Raw genomic sequence first — 22630 nt, forward strand, 5'->3', positions numbered from 1 at the left:
CCACCCCAGTGCCATGGAAAGATTGTATACATACCGTCAAGAAGACAAACCATTTCCCTTGGTTCACCACCACGAATTGAAGGCTGATCTCCAACAATACCACTAAAAGAAACTCCAGGCAAAGTTCTTACAGAAGCCATACAGTCTTCTACAAGACCTACGTTTGCAGTAGTTTGCATTTCTTCCTTTGTTATAACCTGAGAAACACCTGCCTTTTCACTTTTATTTTCAGGAGCAGCACGATTTACAATAAGTTCTGCACCTTCAACAAAATCGTACATCATCATTTCGACTACAAGTTTTTCTGTTACCGAATTGAATTCAATATCAACATTTTTATAACCAGGCAAAGAAGCAGTTATGACACCCTTAGAAGTCCCGTCAGTTAATTCAATAACTCCCTGTCCCTCTTCGTCTGTATAAATAATTGATTTTTTATCAGACTGAAGGGTAAGACTGACTCCTTCCAGTGGAATCTCCAGTTCACTGTCAATTACAAGGACTTGCAGCTCCTGTGAAAACACTAAAGAAGCTGCAAATGTCATAAGTATTAAAAATACTTTTTTCATAAAAAAACCTCCGTATCATTTAAGACACCGGAGGTCACTAAAAGTGTTACTTTTTTTTAAGAATATTTTAGGATTTTAATTTTAAGCCAGCTATTCCTGCTACTATCAGGAAAATACAGGCAATATGGTAAAGGGAAAGTTTTTCACCAAAAAGATAATATCCAAGAATGGTAGTACCAATTATTCCAAAGCCAGTCCACATTGCATAAGCCGTTCCCAAAGGAAGCTTTTTTAAAGCCAGGGACAAAAAGACCGCACTTGCAATATAACCCGCTGCAGTAATTACACTGGGAATAACCTTTGTAAATCCCTGTGAATACTTCATGGCACAAGCCCATGTTACTTCCAGAATACCAGCCAGAGCAAGCATTAACCATTTCATTTTCTAAACCTCCAGATATCTTTATCTGCTAAGACCTGACGATAAAGAAAAGTGTTAATCCCACTACCCGGTGGCAGAAAGGCACTGTTTTATTATAGTTGACCTTAATACAATCTGTCCATCCTCAAGATCTTCTATAATCATATCAAAAGTATATTGCTCTGTTGTTCCTGGTATAAGAGTACCATACACATTATAATCAGTCAGGGAATTACTATATAAATAATAAAATGAAGTTGAAGTATTATGAGACAGCGGACTTATACTAAGTTTATAATTACAATTCATTCTAAAAGCTGCAGATTGTATCTCAAGATCTGAATATTCTTTTACAGGATTGCATTTATATTATAATTCAATTCTCACTGATAAAAAGTACTATTACTTACCACTGCATCTCTTTACAAAAAAATAAATCCCAGCTCCAATAAAAACACCGGCAGTATTCAAAATCATATCATCCACATCACTGCATCTTTCATAAGAAAGAATCTGACTGATTTCTATAAGCAGGGTATACAAAAAACCAGCAAGACAAACCTTTGGCAGACTGTTAAGCTTCTTAAAGGAAAGAGGCCAGACAATTCCCACTGGAATAAAAATTACAATATTACCTATTATATTCAGCTGCCATCCGTCATAAACATCAAAAAGCCTTACAAAAGGAATCAGGTTATAGCGGACTGGGAAAATTTTATCAAAATCAATATTCAAAGTTCCAATATGACCGTTAACATGCCTCATAGGAAAGTAAACGCATCTTGCAATTACAATAATGCAAAGGGGAACAAGTAAAAGAAGAAGCTCCCTCTTTACACTAAAAGTCTTTTCCCTAAAACACACAAAAACTCTTAACATTATCCATAAAAAAATAATAAGGCTCGCCATAAAAAAAAAGCTGACAGCAAACATTTTAAATTTTCTCCATTTTTTAATTAATTTTTTAATAAGAAAAAACTATTTTGAAAGTCCCATTATTTTTTCAAAAGCCTCAACAGGACTTGATGCAAGCAAACCTGGATTAGCCTTTTCCAAAACTTCAGGAGAATTAACACCCCAGGTAACAGAAACTACAGGAGTAGAAGTTTTTCTACAGGCATCCACATCCCTTAATTCATCACCAACATAAATCATATCATTACCCAGTTTTTTCTTTAGGGATTTTATTGCCCTCTTCTTTCCAAAGAGTGAAACTCCAGTTTTAATATAAGTAAAATATGAATCAAGATTATTATTTTTTAAAAACCCTGTAACAGTAGGTTTTGAATTTGAAGTAAGGATACAAAGATCAAAACCAGACTCCTTAAGTTTTTTCAAAAGCTCCGGAATACCCTCTATACATTTAATCTGAGAAACCTTTTCACTAAGCCGGCGTCTGAGATAGGCAATTACATAAGGAAGCTTCCACAGTTTTATATCTGCAGAAAAAATAATTTCCTTTGCACTTAAATGCTTGCTTTTTTCAAGATCAATTTCTTTAAATCCAAATTTTTCCGAATAGGAATTTATAAGTGGAAGCCCCACAGAAACAGAATCTGCAAGAGTTCCATCAAAATCAAATACAACAAGTTTATTCATAAGTATATTTTATAATGATAGAGTTAAAATATTCTATAGTCAAAAAAGAAAAACAGGCAGAAAAAAATTCCCTGCCTGATATAAAACATAAAATTATTTTTTATTTACCAGAAGTTTACAAAAAATCAAAGATTATCTTTTGTCATTAACTTTTCAAGAAGATACAAAGAAGAACCATTAACAGCATTAAGATTTTCTTCATTCATATCGCCAGGAACATTTACACTGTACTCAAGAATATCCTTCCAGATACTTTTTGCACCAGAAAGATCACTTTTAGAAATCCTGTAATCATATTCTTTAAGCATGGCCATAATTTTTAATGCAGGCATTACATCTTTTTTATTCATCACAGAAGAAGCTAATGTATGAGCTCTGGAATCATTTGACAAATCTTCATCAGCAAGAAGATTTTGTGCAAGCATTAATGAATCAAGATCACTCAAGCCGGAAGAATCCTTTTTGTTATTTTCTTCACCTTTCTGATACAAAAAATTAGTAAGCTGTCCGCCATTATATAAAGCAATAACAACTGCATTAGCATCAAGATTATAAAATGCACCTGAGCCTTTGAGAACACCTCCACCCAGCTGATTTAAAAGTGCATTTGTAAAGAATACAAATACTTTTTCATTTTTTACTGCAGCATCTTTTGCAGGAGTTAAAACATTTACCCTGATTACAAGGTTAGCAGCTGAATTTTTTTCATTCTTAAAAAACTTGCCTACATAAACTTCACGGACAGTTCCATCTGCCGCATTAGATGGAAGTTCATCAAAAAGACATGACATAAAATTATATTTTTCTTCATTAGACATTTCAGACTGAAGTGTAAGAAGATCAAGAAGATCATTAGTAATTCTTATTTTTGACCAGTCAGAAATATTAAAATACTCAGGATTTTCAACTTTAACAGTAGTAGAACTTACTTCATTCAAAGACAGGGCCGGGGAATTTCCATTATTCCTGATTAAAAGATCATCAGAAACATTTGTAGAAGCACAGGAAAGCATAAGCAAGGAAAATCCAGCACACAAAACTTTTAATAAAAACTTTTTCATAATACACTCCGTCATCTTATAATTTTTTATCATAAAGATATTCAAAAGGGATTTATAAAAATTGTATCATGAAAATTAAACTTAAAACAAGCTTAAACAAACAGGAAGCAAAAATCTCTCTCTCATAGTTACAGCCCCTTCAATAAAGAAGCCCTACCCTTAAATACCCTCCTTAAATAAAGCCTCCCCCTTCCGTAAATAAACCCAGGATAAAAAAAAAGACCGCAGAATAACTGCGGCCTCATATCAATTATTTTTTCTGATCTTTTTTAATCAAAATACGCAAAGCTTCAACAGCAGTCTTGATTGCAAGCTCAGTATCGTGAGCCTGTTTATTCTCCAGCCCCTTCTTTGCCCTCTCCTGGTTTGCAACAACAAGGAAGCATGAACCGCACCTAACCCTGAGGAACTGACCTGCAATAAAGAGGGCTGCACTTTCCATCTCTGAAGCAAGACATCCCATCCTCAGCCAGGCCTGCCACTTATTTTCAAGCTCATAACTTACAGGCATAATCTCAGGTTCATGCTGTCCAAAAAAAGAATCCTTACACTGAACAACACCAACATGATGATTTACACCAAGCTTATCAGCAGCTTCAACAAGAGCATTTGTTACATTTAAATCAGGAACAGCAGGATATTCAATAGGAGCAAATTCACGGCTGGTACCTTCCATACGAACAGCACCAGTAGCAATAACAATATCACCGCCCATAACTTCTTCCTGCATTCCACCACAGGTACCAACACGAATAAAAGTCTTAGCACCAGCTTTAGAAAGTTCATCAATGGCAATAGAAGCACTAGGTCCGCCAATACCAGTAGAAGTAACACTAACCTTTACACCATCCAGAGTGCCAGTGTATGTCACATACTCACGAACATCAGACACAAGTTTTGCATTATCAAAATGTTCAGCAATTTTTGCACAACGTTTTGGATCTCCAGGCAAAATCACATATTCACCAATATCACCAGGACCAACTCCAGTATGATACTGTTTTCCAGAACCCTCAGTATAATCAACCATTTTAAACTCCTTATAAAAAAATTCAGCCGGTAAAAAAAAGCTGCACCACAAGGGTGGAAAATTTATTATAATCCAAAGAAGACCAAAAGACAAACCAATTATTATTTTTTATTGGAGCAGCATTTTATAAGTAACCCGCTTTCCAGGCTTCCGGCTCCCGCCTCCATAGCTGCGCTACGCCCTCAGGCGGCCTTCCAATCGGGGCTAATCTGTTAAATAATTAAAAAACAATATCCTTTCTTAAAATAATATTGTATAATATCAATTCGCGTCATAAGCGCAGTATTTATTTATCACAGGAGAATGACAATGACTAAAAACGAAATTGCAGCAATGATTGACCACACCCAGCTTGCCCCGACAGCACGCAAATGTGACATTGAAAAATTATGTGAAGAAGCAAAAAAATACAAATTCGCATCAGTATGCGTTAACCCAAGTTACGTACACCTTGCCTCAGAACTTCTTGAAGGAACATCAGTAAAAGTTTGCACAGTAATCGGCTTCCCTCTTGGAGCAAGCGGATTCGGAGCAAAGAGTGCAGAATCATTTGTAGCCCTTGATGACGGTGCAGATGAACTTGATATGGTAATCAATATTGGAGCAGCAAAAGACCACGACTTTGATGCAGTAGAAGAAGACATTAAAAGTGTAGTTATGGCAGCCCGCCAGTATGAACAGGAAGACGAAGTTCAGAAAAAGATAATCGTAAAAGTTATCCTTGAAACATGTTTCCTTACAGATGAAGAAATCGAAGAATGCTGCAAGCGCTCAGTAAAAGCAGGAGCAGACTTTGTAAAAACATCAACAGGTTTTGCAACACCAAAAGATGCAGATGGCAAAGCCCTTCCAAACGGAGCAAGTGTTCATGCAGTAGAACTTATGAGAAAAACCGTAGGACCTGACTTTGGTGTAAAGGCAAGCGGCGGAATCCGTTCTGCAGAAGATGCTCAGGCTATGGTAAATGCAGGTGCTTCACGCATTGGCTGCAGTGCCGGTGTAAAAATCGTAGAAAACTGGAAATAAAAATATTTCTTAAACAAAAAAAATGCCGGAAGTTTTTTTTACAAGCTTCCGGCATTTTTATTAATAATAATTTCTATTATCTAAAATCAGTTAAAATCCTTTACACCATCAAGATCAAGTGTAGCAAAAAGATCTTCAACAGTTTCACGACGACGGATTTCCTTAAAGCTTCCGTCATTTCTCATAAGAATTTCACCACAGCGAAGTTTACCATTGTAGTTAAATCCCATTGCACGGCCATGAGCACCTGCATCATGAATTATTACAAGGTCGCCCCTTTTGATTTCCGGGAGGCTGCGCTGAACTGCAAACTTATCACAGTTTTCACAAAGGGAACCTACAACATCATAAACATGATCCTTAGGAGCATTTTCTTTTCCGCTTACAGTTACTTCATGATAAGCACCATACATACCAGGCCTCATAAGGTCAGCCATACATGCATCTACAGCAACATATTCACGATAGATATGCTTGTGATGAACGGCAGTAGTAACCAGCCATCCGTAAGGACCGGTTATAGGACGGCCACATTCCCAGTAAATACCAAGAGGATCAAGTCCTGCAGGAACAATAACCCTGTCATATTCACCACGAATTCCACGGGCAACTTCATCATAATCAATTGCCTTCTGTTCAGGCTTATAAGGAATACCAAGACCACCACCCAGGTCAACAAATTCAATTCTGACTCCGCACTTTTCCTTTATTTCAGCACAAAGTTCAAAAAGAAGTTTTGCAGTATCGACAAAGAAAGCAGGATTAAGTTCATTTGAAGCAACCATTGTATGAAGACCAAAATGCTTAACACCTTCTTTCTTACAAATTGAATATGCTTCAAGAATCTGAGCACGGGTTAAACCATACTTTGCTTCTTCCGGCTTACCAATGATTGAGTTACAGCCCTGCTTTTCGTTTCCAGGATTGTAACGGAAGCAGATAGTCTCAGGAAGTTTTCCACCAAGGGCATCCTTAAGAAATTCAATATGAGTAATATCATCAAGGTTAATGATATTGTCATGTTCATAAGCATATTTATATTCACTGGCAGGAGTTTCGTTAGATGTAAAGATAACATGCTTTCCTTTAATGCCGCTCATATCAGAAAGCATAAGTTCAGGAAGGCTTGAACAGTCTGCACCACATCCTTCTTCCTGAAGAACTTTAAGAATATAAGGATTAGGGCAGGCTTTTACAGCAAAGTGCTCCCTGAATTCCGGAAAAATACTAAAGGCTTTTGTAAAGCGCCTCATGTTTTCACGAATTGCTTTTTCATCATAAAGATAAAATGGTGTGTGGAACTTTTCTGCAAGCTGACTGAGTTCCTTATTATTCAATGGAAAATTATCTGACATATAAACTCCTTTTAAATTAGATTTTACACAATATAGCATTTTTACAAGTCTTATGCTATTCTCATTTTTATGAACGAAATTGAACTGAAAGCCAGGGTAAAAGATAAAAATGCATTAACAGAAAAGCTTAACTCTTTTGCCACTTATGAAGGATTTGTAATCAGGGATGACAGATACTTTGCCCTTCCCCAGGAAGACGGAACTTTCAGCAGGAAAAAAATACGAATCAGAAAAGAGAGCCGCAATGGTAAAATAAGCTACCTTGTTACATGGAAGCGCAAGGAGATTCAGCAGGATTCCCATGGAGCATCCATAGAAGTAAATGACGAAAGGGAATGCATTGTTTCTGATGACGACTGTCTTGTTTCTTTTTTAGAAGATTCAGGCTACAAAATAGCCCTTAACAAACACAAGGAAGTTCATGACTGGACTTATGAAGGAGCAACCTTTGAACTGTGTACAGTACCACCTTTAGGTGATTTTCTGGAAATAGAAATACTTACCGATTCAAATAAGCCGGAAGAAATTGCCGCTATAAAAGAAAAGCTCCACCTTCTTCTTCAAAAAGCAGGACTTACAAACGCAGACCTTGAAGCAAGAATGTATTCACAAATGCTGGCAGAAATTAAACAGTAAAATATTAAAAGCCTTTTAATACACCGCAGATTTCAGGAAGAGTTACAGGTTTCTTAAACAGATAGCTTACACCGTAGCTGCGGCACTGTTTTTCCATTTCTGTGTCTTCCATTGCAGTAATAATTATTACCTTAGGTGAACCAAAATCCGGACTTTCCCTGATTCTCTTTAAGAGATTAAGACCATTTATTCCAGGCAGGTCCAGGTCAAGAAGAACAATACCAGGCTTATACTTCTGCATAAGGGAACCGGCCTCAAAACCATCAAATGCCTGCTGAATATCTATTCCTTCCAGATGACTTCCAATATATTTGGCAGCTACATCATTAAAGGCCTTGTCGTCATCAACAATAAGAACAGTTTTTACTTTTATATGACATATTTCCTGCAGCTTAGCAGGTATACGCATATTCCTGCCCTTCATAAACTGAAGAAGATCTTCCGGATACACCCTGAACTGTCCCCCGGGAGTCTTAAAAGCCTTAAGATAACTACTTTTTATCCAGTTAATCGCGGTCTGATTTACAACGCCGCATATATTTGCAACTTCCAGTGCAGAAAAAACAACTGCACCATTCTCTTTACTTTTAGCCATTGATTATCCTTAAATTGGCTAAATTTAACATATAAAAAAGTAAATTGCTAGAGATTTTTGACTTACAGGATATTTGTCTCAGAAAAGATTTTTTGTATCATTTTAAAGGAAAATCCCTGTCTGACTAAAGCTGCCTTTATTTTTTCTCCGTCCTTTTTTACCCTCAAAAGCTTTTTAAGGGCTTTACGGCAAAGCTCTTCTTCATCATGTTCAAGAAAGTATTCATCCAGGGCTTCTTTTATAACACCCCTGTCCAGTCCCCTGGCAGTCAGTTCACCTGAAAGACGGCTTCTTCCTTCGTTATGATCTATAGAGCGGCTTCTTAACCAGGCAGAGGCAAAACGTCTGTCGCTTAATATACCTTTTTCTTCCAGATAATCCAGAACAGTTAAAATATGTTCTTTTTCCAGACCCTTTTTTATTAATTTTGAATAAAGTGAAGAGCGGCTGTGCTCAGCCCTGTTCAGGTAAGACATGGCAGCTTTTTCTACTGCATATAAAAGAGAAGCCTTATAAAGGTCCTCTGTTTCTTCACTATTAAAAAAACCGGTATCTCCTTCCTTTAATCCGGACAGGTCTTCCAGATCTACATCCAGTCTTCCATATCCATAAGGCAGCAGCCGGTCTTCCGTTACAAGAGAAAGATAGTCAGCACGCAAAAAAAATGCAGATCCTGCATCCGGTGTAATTTCGTATACACCGAGCAAAATCTGCTTTATTCCACGAATAATCATCCGTAATATGGAAGATTTAGCGCTTGCTGAACTGGAATCTTCTACGAGCACCACGCTGACCGTACTTCTTACGTTCAACCATGCGTGAATCACGTGTAAGATATCCGTTTGCCTTCAGTGAAGGACGTGCATTAGGATCAACCTGTGTAAGAGCACGTGAAAGACCATGAAGACAAGCTGCAGCCTGTCCGTTAAGACCACCACCGCATACGTTGATAAGGATGTCATATTTTCCAGTATTTGAAGTTACCAGAAGTGGCTGGTTTACGATACGAACCTGTGCTTCGCTGGTAAAATATTCTTTAACGTCTTTTCCGTTTACAACGATTTTTCCAGAGCCTTCGCGTAAAAATACACGAGCTACTGCTGTCTTTCTTCTTCCTGTTCCAATTGCAATATTCTTAATCACGATAGTCTCCTAATTAAAACTCGATAGTTTTTGGGTTCTGAGCTGCATGTGGATGCTCGCTTCCTGCATATACTTTAAGGTTGCGGAAAAGCTGGCGTCCGAGACGGTTATGTGGAAGCATACCTGCAATTGTTCTTTCAAGAGGGTCAGTTGGCTTTCTTTCAAGAAGCTGGTCAAAAGAATATGTTGTGAGACCACGAACATAACCAGTGTGATGACGGTACAAAAGATCTTCTCCCTTGTTTCCTGATACAACTACTTTGTCAGCGTTGATGATGATTACATAATCACCGCAAGCTGCGTTTGGTGTGTAAGAAGGCTTGTTCTTTCCACGGAGAATAGATGCTGCTTTTGCTGCAACACGACCCAGAGTCTTACCGGCTGCATCAATAACATACCAGTCATGCTTTAATTCACTTTCTTTAGCAAAAATAGTTTTCATGTATATACCTTTATATAAAAAACGTTACGTCCGCAACTTCGCATCCAGTCTTGAACGTTTACACACAGTGAGCATCTGTATGTAATATATACGGGGTGCATTAAAATATCATTTAAAGGGACTTTTAGTCAACGGCTAAAACAAATTTAGTCCCTTCTTTATTTATTTTTCTGAAGCTTCTTTATTTTCACGTTTAGCTTCACGCTTGTCCTTAAGGTCAGCAAGTCCTATGCAAACAGCAATAAGGCCTAAGAAAGCTGCAAATACCGGAGCAAAGCCCTTGAGGAAATCAATAATGTAAGAACCCCATGCAAGTGCCCCGAAAGGAAGGCATGAATAAACACAAAAACCTATTAAAATAAGACCAACCAATAAAGTAATCATACAAATACCACCTGTAATCAATTTAAGTAAATTCTACTGTTAAAAATAAACATGTCAACAGCAGGAGCAGGCTTTTTACTAAAGCCGGAATTATTTAAAAATATAAAAAAAATGATTGACAAAACCCCTCTTAAATTAGAAAGTGTGATTAAAAGGGATGTTTGATTAAATCAGGCATCCCGTTATTTTTCTATAAGCAAAGGAGCAGTACAGCATTGAACGGAAGTACAGTTTCTATTAACAATGTTTCAAAGCATTTCGGAGATTTTCATGCTTTGGATGACATTAATTTTACAATTAAACAGGGTGAATTCTTTACCCTCCTTGGACCATCAGGCTGCGGTAAAACAACCCTGCTGCGTATTCTGGCCGGCTTTGAGTTTCCGGATGAAGGAACTGTTTTATTCGATGACCAGAATGTAACACCACTTCCCCCAAACAAACGTCATTCAAATACGGTTTTTCAAAACTATGCACTCTTTCCTCATCTTAATATTTTTGAAAACGTTGCATTTTCCCTCCGTATAAAAGGAACTGATAAAAAAACAATAGAAGAAAAGGTACGCAAATACCTGGCCCTGGTAGATCTTGAAAACCAGATGTACAAAAAGCCTAACCAGCTTTCCGGTGGTCAGAGGCAGCGTGTAGCTATAGCGAGAGCCCTTATTAACGAACCAAAGGTACTTCTTCTGGATGAACCTCTTTCTGCCCTTGATGCAAAGCTTCGTTCCAGCCTCCTTCTTGAACTGGACCGTCTTCATGACGAAATAGGAATTACCTTTATATTCGTTACCCATGACCAGAGTGAAGCCCTTGCCGTTTCAGACAGAATTGCAGTTATGAATAAGGGTAAGGTTCTTCAAATCGGAACCCCTTTTGAAATTTACGAAAGCCCCGCAACTCAGTTTGTAGCCCAGTTCATTGGAGAAACAAATCTCTTTGAATCAACAGTAGTTAACTGTCAGGAATACAAGGTAGCCGGCAAAAGCAACATAGAACACATGGTCACCCTTAAAGTTCCAGCCCTGGGAATTCAGGCTCAGTTAAAGGATGATACTCAGGCCACAAAAGAAGAAGACAAAAACATTCTCGTAACCGACTACGAACATACTGACGAAGGACAGAAAGTTGCATTTACAATCCGTCCGGAAAAAATCAGGATTACCCGTGAAGAACCGGATGTAAAAGGCCGCAAAGACATAAACGTCTTTAAGGGAATTGTAGAAGAACCGGTATACACAGGATTCCAGTCTAAATTCTACGTTAAGCTGGAAAAAACAGGAACTATCGTAAAGGTATTCAAGCAGCACACCAACTATCTTGATGACGGTCCGGAGATTCAGTGGAAGGACACAGTTTATATTTCCTGGTCTGCAGAAGACGGTTACATAGTAGAAGATATTAACAAGTAGGACAGGAGGCTTTACATGACAGAAAAACTTGCAAAAGCAGCCAGGGACTACAAGTACAAAAAGCAGAATCCCGGCCCCCTTTACTCATGGCCCATGGGAATCTGGTTTTCCATATTCTTTATAGTGCCAATATTAATAATCATCTGCTACTCATTTATGAAAAACGACCTCTACGGCGGTGTAATAAAGGAATTCACCCTGGATGCCTATAAACAGATGTTTTCTCCTGAATATGGAGAAGTATTTTTAAGAACCCTGTGGATGACAGTAGTTGCAACCTTTATTTCCTGTGCAATTGCAATTCCCTGTGGTTACGCCATGGCAAGAAGCCGTCACCAGACACTACTTCTGATACTGGTAATAATCCCCTTCCTTACAAATTCCCTTATCCGTATTTTTGCCTGGATGACAATTCTTGGAGAAGAAGGACTTTTAAACACTGTATGGGGATTTCTGGCAAAGGCATTTTTCTTTGTAAGTCAGAATAGTGACGGAAGCTTTGAACCGGTTCAGTTTATGTACACTAAGTTTGCAGTAATTCTTGTAAGCATTTACATGTACCTGCCTTATGCCATACTTCCAATATTTACTTCAATAGACAGGTTTGACTTTACCCTTCTTGAAGCAGCAAGGGATCTTGGCGCCAGCAAGCCGGGTGCAATATTCAGGGTAATGCTGCCGGGAATTAAAAGCGGAATTATCAGCGCCCTTATTTTTACTTTCATACCCATTTTCGGAAACTACACTGTACCTCAGATTATCGGTTCTACAGAAAGTTACATGCTGGGCAACACTATCATGGACCAGATTACTAAAATCGGAAACCTGCCCCTTGCCGCAGCAATCAGCGTAGTACTGACCTTTATAAGTATGGCTGCAATTCTTTTTATGATTTCATCAGAAAAGAAGGAACAGAAACTTAAGAACGTAAAGAAAGAATCATAAGGAAAGAAAAATGGATTTCTTAATATCTATTATAATGGCCATATTCAGAAAAAATCCTCATGCCAAAAATGAAGACAATAAACATGCCAAGCGTAACTGGAAGCGCCGTTCACCAAAGTTCTCTACATCAAAGATTATCCTTGCGCTGACACTGGCCTTTCTTTTTATACCACTCTTTGTAATCATCTTTTACTCATTTAATGAATCAAAGGGCAGCAGCTTTACAAGATTTTCCCTTGTCTGGTATGAAGAACTGTTCCTTCACTCAGGAACTTTATGGCAGTCCCTTATGTATACAGCTATAGTTGCCCTTGTCAGTGCAAGTATTTCTACAATAATCGGAAGTCTTGCTGCAATCGGAAACAGCTGGTACAAATTCTTCGGACGGGGCTATATTCAGTCAATCAGCTTTCTTCCAATGATTCTTCCTGAAGTAATTATGGGAGTTTCAATACTGATTTTCTTTAGCGGCATTCACATGTACTTTGGACTTACAACTATAATTATAGCCCACACAACTTTCTGTCTGCCATTTGTATACCTTATGGTAACAGCCAGAGTTGATGAATTTGACTATTCAATTATAGAAGCAGCCCACGACCTGGGTGCTAATGAAAAACAAACTCTCTTTAAGGTAATAATTCCTGCCATAATGCCCGGTATACTTTCCGGCTTTATGATGAGCATTACCCTCTCCATAGAAGATTTTGTAATTACATCCTTAGTAAACGGAAGCGTAATAACCCTTCCAATCTATGTTTACAATATGATTCGTCACGGTGTAAGTCCTGTAATAAACGCACTTTCATTTGTACTTATCCTTTTTATCTGCACCCTTACTGTTATTCTGCGCAAAAGCCTTAAATCCTTTGCAGCAGCCCACTAATTCAAGGAGAATAAGTAAATGAAAAAATCACTATTTATTACGGCAGTATTTGTACTTTCACTTTTTACCATACTCTTAACTTCCTGTTCAAATAAAAAGAAGCTTAACATATACACCTGGACTTACTATGCACCTACAGATGTTGTTGAAGCCTTTGAAAAGGAATATGACTGTGATGTCGTAATTACAGAATATGATTCCAACGAAACAATGTACCTTAAGCTTCTTTACGGAGGCGCAGGCAGCTTTGACATCGTGTTCCCTTCCCAGGACTACGTAGAAATTCTTCTTAAAAACGATATGCTGCAGCCCCTTAACCAGGAACTCTTTACAAACAGGGATAAAATCAACCCTAAGATTCTTGAAAAGGCAGTATATGACCCTGAGATGAAATATGCAGTTCCCTACTACTTTGGTGCTTCAGGAATCAGCGTAAACAAAAGCAAAGTTAAAGGAAGCTATGAACGCAGCTGGAATATTTTTGCCGACAGTCAGTTTAAAGGCAGGGCTTCCATGATGAATGACTACAGGGAAGTAATAGGAGATGCACTTAAATATAAAGGCTACAGTGTCTGTACAAGAAATAAGGATGAACTTAAAGATGCCTGCAGTCTTATTACTAAATACTGGAAACCTAATATCGTAAAATTTGATGCAGAAGGCTTTGGAAAAGATTTTGCAAACGGCAACCTCTGGCTTTGTCAGGGCTACGCCGAAGTAATTTACGGTGAAGTTCCGGAAGAAGAATGGGATGAAAAAATCGATTTCTTTATTCCGGAAGATGGGGGACCTTCCTACCTGGACAGCATGTGTATTCTAAAGGACTCAAGTCAGAGGGATCTGGCTACCCTTTTTATAAATTACATACATGACCCTAAAAACTATGCAAAGTTCCTGGACTTCTTCAGGTTTCCCTGCTTTGTAAATCCGGAAGCAGAACAATACATGGAAACAAGCCCCATGTATCCTGCTTCTGCCCTGGAAAACTGCGAACTTAAATACTACGTTGGCAGTGACAAAGCAAGCTATTCAGATTTATGGGAAAAAATCATTAACTAAAAATCAGTTAATGTGATATTCAACAAAACGCACCCTGCCTTCTTCTACAGCACTTTTTATCTGCTGTTCACGACGGGTAAGGGTGCTGCCTCCTGATTTTACTTCTATAAGAAGAATCTCCTTTACATCACTACCATCAGCAGTTCCGGTAAAAGCAACAAAATCCACAGGTTTTCCTATAAAACGGGCATCCCCTGGATTACATGGAAAAGAAGGTAAATACGGCGCTATCTGTTCACCAAACTGGCCTCCAAGAACCGCCCTGCTGCGTTTTACGGCATCTTCCCTCTCCTTTTTAAGCTGTCTGTAATCCTTAAGTTTCTGAAAAAGCCTTCCTGCAATAAAAGACAGGAGAAAAAAAGCTATAATTAAGGAAATAAAGACAAGGGAATTTTTTTCAAAAGAATCCTTAAGCTGTAAAAAATACAAATTCATATAAAAATATTAGCATAAAGAACCTAAACTTGAAAATTAAAATCACCGATAAATTAAGAAGAGGTCTAATATGAAACTAAAAAATTTAACAGCCCTGATTCTTACAGCAACAGCTGCATTTATGACATATTCACAATCTGCTTCTCAGGATGAATATGACCTTTCCCAGGGCAAAGTTCTCCTTGAATTTAAGAATACAAAGGGTGACACCTATACAATCCTTTCTACAGTAGAAGAAGCCGTTTATGTACAGGAATCTCCCTATTCCCCCCTTCTCCTCCATCATCAGGCAACTATCCTTAACCGTGTAAGTGCAGAAGTAATTGATGTACTGGAAGACGGAAGTGCAGTCAACGAATGTACTTTTATGACCAGCGAAAACTCTGTTTCTACCAGTAATGGCTCAGTATTTGAATACGGCACGGAATATGAATCTGTATTTAAAAGAAGTCCTCAGGGACAGTATACAATTACAGATGAATACTTTATGCCTACTGTAATTGATGTTCCTGTATTCAAAAAAGAAGCAGTTGAACCAGGGACCAAATGGACTGCAGAAGGTTTTGAACTCCATGACCTGAGGAACATGAATATTCCCACACCTTACAAAGTTCCATTTGACGCAGATTATGAATATCTTGGAAAAAAAGACGGTTTTGATGTAATCAGGGTTAAGTATGAAATGTACATGGAAACCCCATCAATTGCTACGATTGACAGCAATAATGACTACCCTGTAGAAATTTCCGGATGGAGCGATGAACTGATTTACTTCAATTCAGAAATAGGACAGATTGACCACTATACAGAAAGCTTCAGGATTGTAATGAATACTAACTGGGGAATGAGCTATGATTTCAGGGGAACAGCCCATGCCGAAGTTAAATTTACAAAGCCTGCTTCAGAAGAAAATGTTGCTGAAGTTCAAAAAGAAATCGAAAAGCTTGGTATAGAAAACGTAACTGTAAAAAAAGACGAAGTAGGACTTACCCTCTCAATCGAAAACATTCAGTTTAAGCCGGACAGCGCCTACCTCCTTGAATCAGAAAAAACAAAGCTTAAGAAAATTGCTAAGATTCTTGAAGCCTACAAGGATAAAGATATTCTTGTTTCCGGACATACAGCCCTTGCCGGTTCTGCAGAAAGCTGTCAGAAATTAAGTGAATTAAGGGCCCAGGCAGTAGCAAGTCAGTTAATTTCAATGGGTGTCAGGGATTCAAAACATATCTTTACAAAAGGCTTTGGAGCAACAAAACCAATTGATTCAAACAAAACCCCTGACGGTATGGCTAAAAACCGCCGTGTAGAAATTACCCTTATGGACAAATAAGCTTTTCCGGAAGATTCAGGGCAGAAATATATCTGTCCTGAAAGCTTTCTTCCAGAGCCAGATTTATAACCTGAGACATTAAAGCAAATCTTTTACCCTTTTCCCTTGCATTCATATCAAAAAGCATGGCAGCAGCCCCCTCAAGAGCAGAGTTCCCGCAGTGAAACACATTTCCCTTAAAATAATCCGGAATCATACCTGAGTTCAAAGCATCAGAAGGATCAATATGGCTTCCAAAACCACCACAAAGGTAAAGAAGTTTTTTTCTTCCGGACTCTACCCTTTCATTAAGAAAATTCAGACCGGTATAAACTGCAGCCTTAGCAAGCTGAAACTTTCTTATGTCTTCCTGGCTGACAGACACTTCATCAGAAAGATTTATTTTTTCTCCATCCTGAATTGTACCGTTTCTGTCTATAAAACCTTCCCTGTAAAAAGTACAAACTGCACTAAGTAAACCGGTTCCACAAATTCCAAGAGCTTTCTTTCCTCCAATAATTAGGGGAATAAAGTTTTTACCATCATATTTTAAAGAAGCCACTGCCCCTTCTGAACAAACCATACCGCAGCTTATTCCGGAAGCTTCAAAAGCAGGACCGGCACTGGAAGAAGTACAGACAACTTTTCCGGCTTTTTTATCATAAACTGCCATCTCACAGTTAGTACCTGTATCTGCCATAAACTGAATGTCATCAGATTCATTAAAACAGGAAGTCATGGCACAAACAGTATCTGCTCCAACAAAGGCACTAATCACTGGAGGAAAATAAACTTCACAATTATCACCATATTCATGAGAAGCAAAAACCTGATTATAGCTTGTAGAAAAGCCAAATTCTGAAGGGATAGTAAAAGGAAATTCCTTAAGGCCAGAAACTTTTTTTCCTGCAACAAAGGACATCATTGAAGTATTTCCTGTAAAAACAATGCGCCTCAATACAAGACGACCTGCACGGGAAGCCAGAAACTGTACGGAAGCATTTGCAGTCAGACGAACAATAATTTTTTTAAGCTGTTCAATCAAAGTAGAACGGATACCGTCATAATCCCTTTCTGCAGCATTTATTCTTGCAAGTACATCACTTCCAAAACGCCCCTGCTGATTTTTTTCTCCGCATTCAAAAAGAAGTCGGCCGTCCTTTAAGCTAAAAATAGCAGCAGCAATTGTTGTTGTTCCCACATCCACTGCAATACCTGCTTCATTTGCAGAAAAAGAGTCATCGCCTTTAAAGACTTTTTTTGCCATATTTTCCACCAGGGCATGAGCAGATTTCTCAAAGGAACCATCACCCTGGCACAAGCCGCAGCCATTGCATTTTTTACAAATCATTAATTGATTATAACGATATTTACATTTATAAACGAGTTCCATATACTTATTTTCATACCAGGGTGGTTCTTTTTTGAAGAATCTGAGATTATACCCGTATAAGTTTCGCACGAAACTTCAACCTGATTCGGATAATACCGACGGAGGAAGTATGTTAAAAAGTACTTTAAAAATCATGTCTATTGCCGCAATTTCGGCATTTGTAATTGTATCAGCAGGCTGCCAGAAAAAGTCCCGCACAGAGAAAGAAGTTGTTGTTTACACCTATGACTCTTTTGGTGCTGACTGGGCATTCGGTCCAGAAATCGCTGCTGCCTTTAAAGAAGAAACAGGTTACGACATTAAATACGTAATCGCAGGTTCTGCTGTAGAAGCATACGAAAAAGTTCTGGCAGAAAAAGACAAGCCACAGGCAGATGTAATTCTTGGAATTGACAACAACCTTGCTTCAGAAGCCATTAAAGCAGGTATTCTTGAACAGTACGAAGCTCATGGATCAGATTTTATTGCCCAGGAACTGTTTGATGCTTTAGGCGGAGATAATTACCTTACTCCATATGATTACAGCCACTTTGCAGTAATCTACGACACAGAAAGCGGAATCGAAGCTCCACAGAGCCTTAATGACCTTACAGCAAAAAAATATGCAGACAAACTTATTATCATGGATCCAAGAACCTCCTCTACAGGTCTGGGATTTTTAAGCTGGACTGTAAGCGTTTACGGGGACAAAAACGAAGATTACTGGAAAAAACTTTCACCTTCCATTCATGCCATGACAAAAGGATGGTCAGAAGGATGGGGTCTGTTTACAAAAGGAGAAGCTCCGCTTTGCGTAAGCTACACAACAAGTCCTGCTTATTGTGCAATTGAAGAAAAAAATGAACGCTATGTTGCCCTTACATTTGCAGAAGGACACGTAATGCAGGTAGAAGGCGCCGGTCTTGTTAAGGGTGCATATAATCCAAAAGGAGCAAAAACCTTTATCGATTACCTTATTTCAACAAACATGCAGAAAAAACTTCCGCTTAAACAGTGGATGTATCCTTCAAACAAATATGCCCGCGTAAAGAAAGAATTTACAAAGGTATCACCTGTTCCAGAAACAACATTACCAACTGACAGTGTAAAGACTCAGGAAGCTATTGAAAAAGCAGTTGCTGCCGTTAACAAATAAAAGCTTTCGTGATGTTCAAAATCATTCTCTTTACATTTGAACAATCACTTGCCTCCGTTTTCATTGCATTACTTGCAGGAATTCCGGGGGCATATTTTATTTCCAGAAAAAATTTTCTTGCCCGAAAACTTCTTTTATCCCTTTCATCAATTCCCCTTTGCATACCAGCCCTAATAGCAGCTTTAGGTTACATCAGTGCCTTTGGATTATCAGGCTTTTACAACAAATTATTGATGAATATTTTTTCACTTAAAGAAGCGCCCTTGAAATTTTTATATTCCTTTATGGGAATATGTATTACCCAGGGCTTCTATAATTTTCCAATAATAATGAAATCAACAGCTGACCTTTTATCTGCACTGGATAAGTCTCCGGAAGAAAGCGCTGCCCTGCTGGGTGCAGGACAGGTGAGAATATTTTTTACAATTACTCTACCAAGAATCATTCCGGCAATAATAGCAGGGGCTGTACCGGTATTTATTTTCTGCTACTTCTCCTTTATGATAATCCTCATGCTGGGCATCCCGGGAACAAGCACTCTCGAAACTGAAATATTTTTTGCAGCAAGAACCCATCAGCCTTTTTCAAAAGTTCTCCTTCTTTGCAGCGTAGAAACCCTTCTTGCCATGGCAATGATATTTATATGGACCCTTACAGAAAAAAAAGGTGAAATCAACAGGGAAAACGCCTTTATAAGCAGGCCACTTACAAGAAGCAGAATTACAAAAGCAGAATTACCATTCTTCACTATTTACATAGTAATAATTTTTTTATTTTTTATTATTCCCTTTTTATCCATTCCGTTAAACTCACTTACAGGCCCCAATGATAAAAGTTTAAGCCTTAAATACTGGAGCTTCGTTTTCAACTCCAGAAGTTTTATACCATCCCTGGTTAATTCAATTATACAGGCAGGCATTACAGCCTTTCTCTGTCTGATACCGGCAATATTTTTTGCTTTCCTTACAAGAACTATAACTTCATACCAATTACAATATGTGTTTAAAATTATTCCCCTTATTCCCATGGCCATTTCTTCAGTAGCAACATCTGTAGTAATTTTATACATACTTGCAAAATCACCATATCAAACCAGTATGCTCACATTATGTTTTGCACAAAGCTTTCTATACTGGCCCTTTGCATATAAACAGATTTATTCTTCAGCTGCAAAAATACCGGATGAAGTTATTTACAGTGCAAGACTTTTATCCCCGGGACGTCTCCAGTTCATCCGGGAAATATTCATACCATACACCCACAGATCCATCAGGGGAGCATTTTTATTCACCTTTGCCATCAGTATTGGCGACGCATCCATTCCACTTGTACTGGCAATTCCTGAATACACATCCCTTTCCATATTTACATACAGACTTTTTGGATACAGATTTCCTGCAGCATGCGCATCCTCTGTTCTTTTAGGAACAATCTGCATTCTTTTATCATTAATAGCACTGCGGGAGGAAAAAGAATCATGAATTTTTTTCAGGCTAAAGATATTTACAAACAATATCCTGACACAACAATCGATGTAAACTTTTCTGCAGAAGAAGGAAGCATTACAACAATAGTAGGCCCAAGCGGTTCCGGTAAATCTACTGTACTCAGAATAATTGCAGGACTGGAAGAATCAGACAGACCTGAAGAAATCATATTGAATAATAGAATCATCAGCGGTCTGCCATGTTCAAAAAGAAACTGCTCAATGGTTTTTCAGAATAGTGCCCTCTTTATGAATATGAACGTGCAGCAGAATATTGAATATGGCCTTAAATCAAGAAAAACCGATAAAATAAGCAGAAGAAACATATGCATGGAATGGCTTAAAAGATTTAACATGGAAGGATTTGAAAAAAGAAAATGCAATACTCTCAGTGGAGGTGAAATGCAAAGAGTTGCATTAATAAGATCTCTTGTAGTCAAACCTACTCTGCTTCTACTGGATGAACCTTTAAGCGCACTGGATGCCCCTCTACGTAAAAGTCTCTCATCCGAAATCAGGGCACTGCAAAAAAAAGAAAAACTTACAATTATCATGGTAACACATGATCTGGAAGAAGCCAGAAATATAAGTGACAGAATTATTCTTCTAAAAAAAGGAAAAATAACCTGGTCTGGAAAAGCAAAAGATTTTTCTCCTGAACTTTTCTAATTATCTAAAAAGGACTTTTGCTTCTAAATTCCATCTGTTTTCCTGTAACCGGGTGACAGAAAGAAATATAACTTGCATGAAGCATAAGGCGTTCACCTTCATCACATTTTCCGTACAAAGTATCTCCAATTATAGGAATACCAAAACCATGACTGTCACTGCTGGCGAGCCTTAACTGATGAGTACGCCCGGTATGAGGCTTAAACAAAACCCTGGTACAAGGACGACGACTGCCATCAGGGGCATGATAGTTTTCTACACCAAGAATATTCCATTCAGTAACAGCTTTTTTACCATAAACTGGATCCCAGATTTGATGAGGTCTGTTATCAACATCAAGCCTGAAATACAATTCATTCATTCCGCTTTCAGGTATTCCTTTTTTTGCAAGAACACCATCAAGAAGGGCTGTATATTCTTTTTTAATCTGACCATTTTCAAACTGTTTATTCAGGTTTTTATGTGCCTGAGCATTAAAAGCAAGAATCATTATTCCTGAAGTTTCCATATCCAGCCTATGTACAGCGGGCTGCTCTATTGTCTCAGGAAAAAGTTCTTTCATTCTGTTAACAATACAATCCTGTTTATCAGGACCACGTCCAGGAACACTTAAAAGCCCGCTCTGCTTGTTTACCACAAGAATATCCTGATCCCTGTAAAGAATCTCCAGTCCTAGCATTACAGGTAATAAAATACCGCATCGTTCATCACATGGAGGGTACCTGTTCATTAATATTCCATTGTCTGTCTTTTTATAAAGTATCTCACACATGCTTAAGGGTGTCAGATTATGTCTGAATGCATAGTCAAGAAGTTTTGGAGCACAACAATCACCCGTCCCTGCAGGTGGAAGTCCTGGTATGTTTTTAATCCTGCAAATTTCTTTAAGGCTACGAATTTTTCCATCGATACAATGAAAACTATAAAGGTCGAATACTTTATCTAATGATTGATCAGTAAGAATTCTTCTTTCTTTCTGCAATGCATTTTTCTCATCAAAGGATTGAGATTCTTTTATTTTATTTGTTAGCTGATGAATTTTTAGATCATTGGCAGATAAAGCTTTTTGGATTTCGTCGTTACTAACTATAGGTTCAACAAAGATTTCATTATCTTCAGCTTTTAAGTTTATTCTGTAGCGAAATCCACTTACGGTTTTTAGTATTATTTTATTGCCAGTGGAATCTTTACAAACAAGAACGCCTGTCATAATTCCATTATCTTTTCTTTCAAGACTTTCCCTGGATATTTGTTCCAGTCCTTTATGGTTGTGCAGTTGTGTTACAAAATCAGAACAATACTTATAAGCTTCTTCTTCATCAAATGGTGAAAACATGGGTCTATACTACCTTTATTTTAAATAAGGAACAATAAAAAAGAGCCTGAAATCAGACTGACACAGGCTCTAAAAAGGAGGTTTGTTAGAGATTAACTCTTAGCAATAAAAAGGTTTTCATTACGTTCAAACGAAGATTGAACTGTGAATTAATACTAACATAATTTCCCTAAAACAAAAGGGGCCTGCTTTCTTTTAAGTGTGTTTATTTATGTTGAATTATAATTTAAACAAAAAAAAGCCGGCAGCTTCCTACTTTCCCGCTAAAGAGCAGTATCATCGGCGCAAGAGAGCTTGACTTCCGTGTTCGGTATGGGAACGGGTATTGCCTCTCCGCTATGGCCACCGGCATTATTAAACATAA

25 protein-coding genes and 1 rRNA gene are annotated in these 22630 nt (G+C 38.0%); 10 read left to right on the forward strand and 16 right to left on the reverse strand.

The genetic code is table 11. The annotated features are described in order from the left end of the window. The 6 genes from K6D58_RS02745 to udp form a co-directional block, all read right to left on the reverse strand. The coding region (locus K6D58_RS02745; RefSeq protein WP_296827316.1) for a hypothetical protein at positions 1-569 on the reverse strand (569 nt) is incomplete at its 3' end. A 67-nt stretch (positions 570-636) separates the two neighbouring features. Beyond that, positions 637-951 carry a DMT family transporter gene (locus K6D58_RS02750; protein WP_296827318.1) on the reverse strand — a complete coding sequence of 105 codons (315 nt, stop codon included), beginning with the start codon at positions 949-951 and terminating at the stop codon, positions 637-639. A gap of 381 nt (positions 952-1332) precedes the next feature. Then, the gene (locus K6D58_RS02755) at positions 1333-1809 is read right to left on the reverse strand and encodes a VanZ family protein (protein ID WP_296827321.1); all 477 of its coding nucleotides are present in this window, start codon (positions 1807-1809) and stop codon (positions 1333-1335) included. A gap of 99 nt (positions 1810-1908) precedes the next feature. Next, a complete protein-coding gene (locus K6D58_RS02760; RefSeq protein ID WP_296827322.1) occupies positions 1909-2529 on the reverse strand; it encodes an HAD-IA family hydrolase in 621 nt (206 codons plus the stop codon). 125 nt (positions 2530-2654) lie between these two features. Continuing rightward, a complete protein-coding gene (locus K6D58_RS02765) occupies positions 2655-3590 on the reverse strand; it encodes a hypothetical protein (protein ID WP_296827325.1) in 936 nt (311 codons plus the stop codon). Positions 3591-3840: 250 nt separating this feature from the next. Next, complete coding sequence (udp, locus tag K6D58_RS02770) at positions 3841-4620, reverse strand: uridine phosphorylase (protein WP_296827327.1); 780 nt, start codon at positions 4618-4620, stop codon at positions 3841-3843. A 309-nt stretch (positions 4621-4929) separates the two neighbouring features. On the opposite strand from udp, the gene deoC reads away from it, so the two are divergent. Beyond that, positions 4930-5646: a deoxyribose-phosphate aldolase gene (gene deoC, locus K6D58_RS02775; protein WP_296827329.1), complete on the forward strand. Its 717-nt coding sequence runs from the start codon at positions 4930-4932 to the stop codon at positions 5644-5646. An 86-nt stretch (positions 5647-5732) separates the two neighbouring features. Here the strand turns inward: deoC and lysA are convergent, their stop codons facing one another. Further along, a complete protein-coding gene (gene lysA / locus K6D58_RS02780; protein ID WP_296827331.1) occupies positions 5733-7001 on the reverse strand; it encodes a diaminopimelate decarboxylase in 1269 nt (422 codons plus the stop codon). 69 nt (positions 7002-7070) lie between these two features. Here lysA and cyaB point away from each other — a divergent pair, with 69 nt between their 5' ends. Continuing rightward, complete coding sequence (gene cyaB, locus K6D58_RS02785) at positions 7071-7637, forward strand: class IV adenylate cyclase (RefSeq protein WP_296827332.1); 567 nt, start codon at positions 7071-7073, stop codon at positions 7635-7637. A 4-nt stretch (positions 7638-7641) separates the two neighbouring features. Here cyaB and K6D58_RS02790 read toward each other — a convergent pair whose 3' ends face one another. The 5 genes from K6D58_RS02790 to K6D58_RS02810 all read right to left on the reverse strand — a co-directional run bounded on the left by K6D58_RS02790 (position 7642) and on the right by K6D58_RS02810 (position 10201). Beyond that, complete coding sequence (locus K6D58_RS02790) at positions 7642-8232, reverse strand: response regulator (protein WP_296827335.1); 591 nt, start codon at positions 8230-8232, stop codon at positions 7642-7644. Positions 8233-8294: 62 nt separating this feature from the next. Further along, positions 8295-9059 (reverse strand): regulatory protein RecX, encoded by a 765-nt coding sequence (locus K6D58_RS02795; RefSeq protein WP_296827337.1) that lies wholly within the window; start codon positions 9057-9059, stop codon positions 8295-8297. Beyond that, on the reverse strand, positions 8983-9375 hold the full coding sequence (rpsI, locus tag K6D58_RS02800; RefSeq protein ID WP_296827339.1) for a 30S ribosomal protein S9: 393 nt from the start codon (positions 9373-9375) through the stop codon (positions 8983-8985). Before rpsI ends, K6D58_RS02795 begins: the two co-directional genes overlap by 77 nt. A gap of 13 nt (positions 9376-9388) precedes the next feature. Next, positions 9389-9817 carry a 50S ribosomal protein L13 gene (gene rplM / locus K6D58_RS02805; RefSeq protein WP_296827342.1) on the reverse strand — a complete coding sequence of 143 codons (429 nt, stop codon included), beginning with the start codon at positions 9815-9817 and terminating at the stop codon, positions 9389-9391. 162 nt (positions 9818-9979) lie between these two features. Beyond that, positions 9980-10201, reverse strand: coding sequence for a hypothetical protein (locus K6D58_RS02810; protein ID WP_296827345.1), 222 nt, complete (start codon positions 10199-10201; stop codon positions 9980-9982). Between the two features lie 215 nt (positions 10202-10416). Here K6D58_RS02810 and K6D58_RS02815 point away from each other — a divergent pair, with 215 nt between their 5' ends. From K6D58_RS02815 to K6D58_RS02830, 4 genes are read left to right on the forward strand one after another with little or no spacing between them, the layout of a single operon-like run. Next, positions 10417-11613, forward strand: coding sequence for an ABC transporter ATP-binding protein (locus K6D58_RS02815; protein WP_296827347.1), 1197 nt, complete (start codon positions 10417-10419; stop codon positions 11611-11613). Between the two features lie 15 nt (positions 11614-11628). After that, on the forward strand, positions 11629-12558 hold the full coding sequence (locus K6D58_RS02820) for an ABC transporter permease (protein ID WP_296827350.1): 930 nt from the start codon (positions 11629-11631) through the stop codon (positions 12556-12558). Between the two features lie 10 nt (positions 12559-12568). Next, complete coding sequence (locus K6D58_RS02825; protein WP_296827352.1) at positions 12569-13444, forward strand: ABC transporter permease; 876 nt, start codon at positions 12569-12571, stop codon at positions 13442-13444. Positions 13445-13462: 18 nt separating this feature from the next. Beyond that, the gene (locus tag K6D58_RS02830; RefSeq protein WP_296827354.1) at positions 13463-14503 is read left to right on the forward strand and encodes an extracellular solute-binding protein; all 1041 of its coding nucleotides are present in this window, start codon (positions 13463-13465) and stop codon (positions 14501-14503) included. A gap of 3 nt (positions 14504-14506) precedes the next feature. Here K6D58_RS02830 and K6D58_RS02835 read toward each other — a convergent pair whose 3' ends face one another. After that, the gene (locus K6D58_RS02835; protein ID WP_296827357.1) at positions 14507-14938 is read right to left on the reverse strand and encodes a Holliday junction resolvase-like protein; all 432 of its coding nucleotides are present in this window, start codon (positions 14936-14938) and stop codon (positions 14507-14509) included. 70 nt (positions 14939-15008) lie between these two features. On the opposite strand from K6D58_RS02835, the gene K6D58_RS02840 reads away from it, so the two are divergent. Then, positions 15009-16268, forward strand: a complete 1260-nt coding sequence (locus K6D58_RS02840) for an OmpA family protein (protein ID WP_296827360.1) — start codon at positions 15009-15011, stop codon at positions 16266-16268. Here K6D58_RS02840 and K6D58_RS02845 read toward each other — a convergent pair. Then, a complete protein-coding gene (locus tag K6D58_RS02845; RefSeq protein WP_296827363.1) occupies positions 16255-17598 on the reverse strand; it encodes an ASKHA domain-containing protein in 1344 nt (447 codons plus the stop codon). The genes K6D58_RS02840 and K6D58_RS02845 overlap by 14 nt on opposite strands. Before the next feature lie 151 nt (positions 17599-17749). Here K6D58_RS02845 and K6D58_RS02850 point away from each other — a divergent pair, with 151 nt between their 5' ends. From K6D58_RS02850 to K6D58_RS02860, 3 genes are read left to right on the forward strand one after another with little or no spacing between them, the layout of a single operon-like run. Then, positions 17750-18775 (forward strand): thiamine ABC transporter substrate-binding protein, encoded by a 1026-nt coding sequence (locus tag K6D58_RS02850; RefSeq protein ID WP_296827364.1) that lies wholly within the window; start codon positions 17750-17752, stop codon positions 18773-18775. Positions 18776-18786: 11 nt separating this feature from the next. Then, entirely contained in the window at positions 18787-20256 is a 1470-nt protein-coding gene (locus tag K6D58_RS02855; protein ID WP_296827367.1) for an ABC transporter permease, read from the forward strand. Then, a complete protein-coding gene (locus tag K6D58_RS02860) occupies positions 20253-20930 on the forward strand; it encodes an ABC transporter ATP-binding protein (protein ID WP_296827369.1) in 678 nt (225 codons plus the stop codon). The genes K6D58_RS02855 and K6D58_RS02860 overlap by 4 nt, the downstream gene beginning before the upstream one ends. A 4-nt stretch (positions 20931-20934) precedes the next feature. Here the strand turns inward: K6D58_RS02860 and K6D58_RS02865 are convergent, their stop codons facing one another. After that, positions 20935-22266 (reverse strand): RluA family pseudouridine synthase, encoded by a 1332-nt coding sequence (locus K6D58_RS02865; protein ID WP_296827371.1) that lies wholly within the window; start codon positions 22264-22266, stop codon positions 20935-20937. Positions 22267-22505: 239 nt separating this feature from the next. Next, a 5S ribosomal RNA gene (gene rrf, locus K6D58_RS02870) occupies positions 22506-22616 on the reverse strand. Between the last annotated feature and the right edge of the window lie 14 nt (positions 22617-22630).

This window comes from Treponema sp. (genome assembly GCF_024696245.1).
Lineage (GTDB): Bacteria > Spirochaetota > Spirochaetia > Treponematales > Treponemataceae > Treponema_D.

Bases quoted from the DNA above. Each gene is read 5' to 3' on its own strand.
- K6D58_RS02750 (WP_296827318.1), bottom strand. From the start codon at position 951: ATGAAATGGTTAATGCTTGCTCTGGCTGGTATTCTGGAAGTAACATGG.
- K6D58_RS02755 (WP_296827321.1), bottom strand. From the start codon at position 1,809: ATGTTAAGAGTTTTTGTGTGTTTTAGGGAAAAGACTTTTAGTGTAAAG.
- K6D58_RS02760 (WP_296827322.1), bottom strand. From the start codon at position 2,529: ATGAATAAACTTGTTGTATTTGATTTTGATGGAACTCTTGCAGATTCT.
- K6D58_RS02765 (WP_296827325.1), bottom strand. From the start codon at position 3,590: ATGAAAAAGTTTTTATTAAAAGTTTTGTGTGCTGGATTTTCCTTGCTT.
- udp (WP_296827327.1), bottom strand. From the start codon at position 4,620: ATGGTTGATTATACTGAGGGTTCTGGAAAACAGTATCATACTGGAGTT.
- deoC (WP_296827329.1), top strand. From the start codon at position 4,930: ATGACTAAAAACGAAATTGCAGCAATGATTGACCACACCCAGCTTGCC.
- lysA (WP_296827331.1), bottom strand. From the start codon at position 7,001: ATGTCAGATAATTTTCCATTGAATAATAAGGAACTCAGTCAGCTTGCA.
- cyaB (WP_296827332.1), top strand. From the start codon at position 7,071: ATGAACGAAATTGAACTGAAAGCCAGGGTAAAAGATAAAAATGCATTA.
- K6D58_RS02790 (WP_296827335.1), bottom strand. From the start codon at position 8,232: ATGGCTAAAAGTAAAGAGAATGGTGCAGTTGTTTTTTCTGCACTGGAA.
- rplM (WP_296827342.1), bottom strand. From the start codon at position 9,817: ATGAAAACTATTTTTGCTAAAGAAAGTGAATTAAAGCATGACTGGTAT.
- K6D58_RS02810 (WP_296827345.1), bottom strand. From the start codon at position 10,201: ATGATTACTTTATTGGTTGGTCTTATTTTAATAGGTTTTTGTGTTTAT.
- K6D58_RS02820 (WP_296827350.1), top strand. From the start codon at position 11,629: ATGACAGAAAAACTTGCAAAAGCAGCCAGGGACTACAAGTACAAAAAG.
- K6D58_RS02825 (WP_296827352.1), top strand. From the start codon at position 12,569: ATGGATTTCTTAATATCTATTATAATGGCCATATTCAGAAAAAATCCT.
- K6D58_RS02830 (WP_296827354.1), top strand. From the start codon at position 13,463: ATGAAAAAATCACTATTTATTACGGCAGTATTTGTACTTTCACTTTTT.
- K6D58_RS02835 (WP_296827357.1), bottom strand. From the start codon at position 14,938: ATGAATTTGTATTTTTTACAGCTTAAGGATTCTTTTGAAAAAAATTCC.
- K6D58_RS02840 (WP_296827360.1), top strand. From the start codon at position 15,009: ATGAAACTAAAAAATTTAACAGCCCTGATTCTTACAGCAACAGCTGCA.
- K6D58_RS02845 (WP_296827363.1), bottom strand. From the start codon at position 17,598: ATGATTTGTAAAAAATGCAATGGCTGCGGCTTGTGCCAGGGTGATGGT.
- K6D58_RS02850 (WP_296827364.1), top strand. From the start codon at position 17,750: ATGTTAAAAAGTACTTTAAAAATCATGTCTATTGCCGCAATTTCGGCA.
- K6D58_RS02855 (WP_296827367.1), top strand. From the start codon at position 18,787: ATGTTCAAAATCATTCTCTTTACATTTGAACAATCACTTGCCTCCGTT.
- K6D58_RS02860 (WP_296827369.1), top strand. From the start codon at position 20,253: ATGAATTTTTTTCAGGCTAAAGATATTTACAAACAATATCCTGACACA.
- K6D58_RS02865 (WP_296827371.1), bottom strand. From the start codon at position 22,266: ATGTTTTCACCATTTGATGAAGAAGAAGCTTATAAGTATTGTTCTGAT.